Annotated in this window: 4 protein-coding genes and 2 tRNA genes; 3 read left to right on the top strand and 3 right to left on the bottom strand. The window is 56.7% G+C overall.

Annotation, left to right across the window (positions count from 1 at the left end):
- The coding region (locus tag V6C07_RS09120) for a polysaccharide deacetylase family protein (RefSeq protein WP_333536103.1) at positions 1-875 on the bottom strand (875 nt) is incomplete at its 3' end.
- 275 nt (positions 876-1,150) lie between these two features.
- Here V6C07_RS09120 and V6C07_RS09115 point away from each other — a divergent pair.
- From V6C07_RS09115 to V6C07_RS09105, 3 genes are all read left to right on the top strand, one after another.
- Positions 1,151-1,226: transfer RNA gene (locus V6C07_RS09115), tRNA-Val, on the top strand.
- Between the two features lie 9 nt (positions 1,227-1,235).
- Positions 1,236-1,312, top strand: a tRNA-Asp gene (locus tag V6C07_RS09110).
- Positions 1,313-1,550: 238 nt separating this feature from the next.
- On the top strand, positions 1,551-2,153 hold the full coding sequence (locus V6C07_RS09105) for an adenylyl-sulfate kinase (RefSeq protein ID WP_333536101.1): 603 nt from the start codon (positions 1,551-1,553) through the stop codon (positions 2,151-2,153).
- A gap of 631 nt (positions 2,154-2,784) precedes the next feature.
- Here the strand turns inward: V6C07_RS09105 and V6C07_RS09100 are convergent.
- The gene (locus V6C07_RS09100) at positions 2,785-4,128 is read right to left on the bottom strand and encodes a deoxyguanosinetriphosphate triphosphohydrolase (RefSeq protein WP_333536099.1); all 1,344 of its coding nucleotides are present in this window, start codon (positions 4,126-4,128) and stop codon (positions 2,785-2,787) included.
- Between the two features lie 169 nt (positions 4,129-4,297).
- Positions 4,298-4,741, bottom strand: a 444-nt coding sequence (locus tag V6C07_RS09095; protein ID WP_333536097.1) for a methyl-accepting chemotaxis protein, incomplete at its 5' end; no start/stop codon positions are given.

Raw genomic sequence — 4,741 nt, 5'->3', positions numbered from 1 at the left:
TCGGACTGCCAGGGACGGCTTGTGCGCGCCAAAGGCAAGGCTGCCGTGCCGGCGGGGTAGCTTTCGGGCGGCATCTCCTGGAACTGCTCTTTGAGACGACCGGGCTTTTTGTCTGCCACAATGGGCTGAGAACTGTCTGTGGCGCGGCGGGTCATCAGGATGCCCGGCTCCGGATCAAGCAGACCGTCAAGATAGTCGCTCACAGTCACAAAACGCTGGCAGCCCCCGGCGCGCAGGTCACGAATGATGCGCGGCAGATCTTCCACAGTGCGCTTGTGCGTATCGTGAAACAAAAAAATGCCGCGCAGGGTGCCTGTATCGTATACCGTGCCGCGCGTGCTGCGCAGGGCGGCGTAGTTGGCGGGCAGGCTTTTCCAGTCGCGGCTGTCCAGGGACCAGAGCATGATGCCCAGGCCCAGGCTTTCGGCCACGGCCACAGTCTGATTGTCATAGGCCCCGTAGGGGGGGCGCAAAAATGCGGGGCTGGCCCCAAGAGAGCGCAGAATGGCATCGGTCTGCCCGATTTCCTGCATCTTCCTTTCAGGAGAGAGCATGCGCAGGTTGGGATGTGAATAGGAGTGGTTGCCCACCTCATGGCCCTCGGCCAGAATGCGCCGCACAAGGTCAGGATGCCGCTCCGCCTGTTTGCCCAAAAGAAAAAACGTGGCCGGAATGCCGTATTCACTCAGCATGTCCAGCAACTGGGGAGTATTGGTAGAAGGGCCATCATCAAACGTCAGCGCGCAGAGATTTTCGCGCATGTGCTGATCCATGATGCTGCTGCCGTCCACCACCCGGGCCTGAACGCCCTGAGCAACACTTACGGCCAGCCCGAAAAAAAATACCGCCCAAAGGCGTATCCATAAGGGTTTCATTACATTGCCTCTAAAAAAGCTGCTGTCACCCCATTTCAGGGCCGCAAAACTGCTGTTATGGCTGCCGCAGATCCGGCTGACGCCGAGCGGGGTGCTACAGGAGGTCTAGCACTCCACCCGGCACGGCGCAAGACAATCAATGTGCCGGATTTATGGGGAATAAAAATTATATAATAAAATCAGCATATTAATTTTTTACTCCTGTAAAAAATTTTTTACTTCATATTTTTCGCTTGACTCTTCGGTAGGTTTTGCATAGAAACGTGTCTCCGGGAGGGCAGTTAGCTCAGCTGGTAGAGCACCGCCTTCACACGGCGGGGGCCACAGGTTCAAGTCCTGTACTGCCCACCACCAAAATCCGGAGCGGTAGTTAAGACGGTTATAACGCCGGCCTGTCACGCCGGAGGCCGAGGGTTCGAGTCCCTTCCGCTCCGCCAGAATGTTTAAAGGGAGTCAGCATGCTGACTCCCTTTTTTCGTTGCTGAAGGATATTTTTGCCGCTTCTCCTTCTTTTGCCCGTCGTTGAGCGTCAAAAAAAGCTTTCATCCCACATCACCAATCACGCATCCACATGTAATAAAAAGATTTATCCAGCATGGCCGGATTATTGCATTTTCCGGGTGTTCCCGCGCGGCCTGGCCGCGCCAATGCAACGCGCAAACAAGCGAGGTACGCATGACGCCCGTGATCTGGCTGCTGGGGCTTTCCGGCAGCGGCAAAACCACCCTTGGATCTCTTGTACGCCTGTTTCTTGAAGGACAGGGCCTGGAGACCGAGTTTGTTGACGAAAACCATTTTTGCCGTCAGGCGGGCCTTGCCGGCTCCGCACCCCACGAACGCATCACTGCGGTGAACGCCCTGCGCGATCAGGCCATGCAATGCCACGCCCAGGGGCGTGTCTGCATTGTGGCAGCCACAACGCCCTACAGCGGCATGCGCCAGAAAAACCGCGAAAATCTGCCCCTGTACCATGAGATATGGGTGCGCTGCTCCCTGCAGACCCTGGTCAACCGCGACACAAGAGGCTTGTACGCCAAGGCCGGACAAAGCCATGTGCCGGGCCTGAGCGGCCTCACCGACAGGTTTGACGAGCCGCTTCAGGCAGACCACATTCTTGACACGGACCGGCATGACCTGGCTGAAAGCTACCTGATCCTGCGCAATCTGGCCCTGGATGCACTGGCCAAGGCCCGCAACTGGAACCGGCTGGCCCAGGCATTGCCTTCCACTGCGCTGCCGCCGTCCATGCCCGTCCGGGAACGCTGCATTGCCCTTTAAAGCAGACTGGTTTGGGAATATGCATTACAAGGCGTAAGCGCGCCCATTACGATGCGTAACTGTATAGATAGATTGCGCTTACGCGCGCAGCCGTCAGACAATTTCAAAAAGGGGCCGCTCTTGGGCCTTTGGCGCAAAATAGGGCAAAGCACTGGTAGGAATGGCATAAAAACGTAAAAGGCATATACGTTCAACGGTAAAATCGTCAAAACCTGCTTAATAGCCGATATTCTCGCCCGAAAACAAGAAATCCGGCCCTTTTTAGCCCGAAGAGCACTATGGTGCTCAACCGGGGTAAAAAGGGCCGGTCCGCATCTAGAGCAGATTAACTTTGAGAATATACATTCTCAAAGTTTAAGGCACGCTCACTTCGGCGTTTAACCGCGCAGATAAACTGCGCTTACGCCTCCGTAGCGAACGTCTGCTCACGCAGTCGTCCGAGCAATTTCAAAGTGAAATTGCTCTAGAGGAGTTAACAAATGAAATGAGTTAACTCCTCTGCAAGGATTTTCTTGAAAATCCTTGCCTCGAAATGCGAGAAGGCAGGCAAAAGCCTGCCTGCATTGCGCGGCGCAAATTTTCAGAAAAAAATCCGCACAGATCAGTTAAACATCCCGAATGTCAGACCGCCCTAGCTGGCGGCCGTACCCGAAAACTGCTGTGAAATAAACGTGGCATAGTCGTCCGTCATGCCGGAAACAAAATCCAGCACGCGCAGATAAGCCGTATACAGGCACTCCCCCTCGGAAGGGGCATTGGTTCCCATAAGGGTCAGGGCGCGTTTTTCCTGATACGACATGGCGTTATTTTTGCTGAAGTTGAAGCAGGCGGGAATAAACACGTCCAGCAGCCGCTTGTACAGGGTGTACGTGCCTATTTCCAGGGCTGTTTTTTGCGGATTGTTCATGATCTTGCAGTTAAACACCGTCTTGGCTGCCGCCATAAAGTCCGCCACGTCCTGACGGGCATGCTTGAGCAGGTCGCCCGACAGCGCGCCATGCATGATGTCTTCATAATTATCAAGAAAAGTCTGCGCCACAGAGGGGATGATGCGGCTCATGGCCTTGGTGCGCAGCATGCCCGAGCGCCGCCGGTCCGAATCCATATTCGCCAGGCGTCCCTCGTCCATATCGCTCTCGCTCAGCAGGGGAGCCATGACATCCTTGATATCCTGATAGGTGATGATGCGCAGTTCGCGCGCATCTTCCATATCAATGATGCGATAGCAGATGTCGTCCGCCGCTTCCAGCAGGTAAGAAAGGGGGTGGCGTCGCGCGCGGCCGTCGTGCATCAGCCCCAGAGTGCTGAAGATGTCCTCAAAAATCTCCTTTTCCGCCGTGTAATAGTTGAACTTGCCGCTGCCCCGGCCCAGAGCCTCGTGAGCGGAACAAGGATATTTTACAAGGCTTGCCAGCACGGGAAACGTCAGGCGCAGCCCGCCGGAATCCTTGTTGTTTTCAAGCGTATTAACCACCCGGAATCCCTGGGCGTTGCCGTCAAAGATCTCAAAGTCCGCCCGTTCGGTGGGCCGCAGATCCTTGAAGTAGTGTTCGGTATGCCCCGTATCCTTGAACCAGTCGCGAATGCCCTCTTCCCCGGCATGCCCGAAGGGCGGATTGCCGATATCGTGGGCCAGGCAGGCCGTCTGTATGATCTGGCCGAGATGCTCGGGGGTCCAGCCTTGCGGCAGATGCCCCATTTCGGCCAGCCCCTGCCCCGCCAGCAGGGCCAGAGAACGGCCCACGCAGCTTACCTCCAGCGAGTGGGTAAGGCGGGTATGGATATGGTCATTGCGCACCAGGGGGTGTACTTGCGTTTTTTTGGCAAGCCTGCGGAAAGAACTGGAAAAAATGATGCGGTCATAGTCCTGCACAAAGGGATTGCGCACCACGTCAAGGGCGGCAAGGCTCTTGTCCTGCCGCGTTCTGCGGTATGGAGCCAGCAGGCGGCCCCATTGTTCGGTATGATTGCCCATAAATTCTCCTTCCAAGGCTTTATGACAACTGCACGCGCACCGCAAGCGCACAGCCCCGGGCAGGCAGGACGGAATAGCGGTAAACGACAATCCCCCGCCTTTTCTGGCGGCCTTTGCGGCTGCCGTAAAAGACGGGGGATAAAGACAGATGTGCTGTGGCGAAGCGCCCTTACGCGCCGCCGCCCTGCTTCATCTGGCTGATAAGCTCCTGAAGCACGCTGGCCTGACGCGACAGCTCCGTGATGGAATCTGCGGACTGGTGCATGAACGAGGCGTTTTCGCCCGATATCCTGTCCACTTCGTCAAGGCTGCGGTTGATTTCCGCACTGGCGACAGACTGCTCTTCCGAGGCTGCGGCAATGGCGCGCACCTGATCTGTGGTCAGGTCGACCATTGACACAATCTCCGCCAGGGCCGCACCGGAGCGGTCGGCCAGTTCGCCAGCGCCCTGAATGCGTGAAACCGTGCGGGTAACAACATCAATGGTGTGCGTAGTGCCTGCCTGTATGCCGCCGATGGCCTCACCCACTTCCCTGGTGGCAGTCATGGTTTTTTCGGCCAATTTGCGCACCTCGTCGGCCACCACGGCAAAGCCGCGGCCGGCATCGCCAGA

Source organism: Desulfovibrio sp. 1214_IL3152 (assembly GCF_036763055.1).
In the GTDB taxonomy this organism is placed as follows: domain Bacteria; phylum Desulfobacterota; class Desulfovibrionia; order Desulfovibrionales; family Desulfovibrionaceae; genus Desulfovibrio.
The sequence above is the reverse complement of the archived record's forward strand: the minus strand, read 5'-3'. Positions and strand labels throughout refer to the sequence as shown.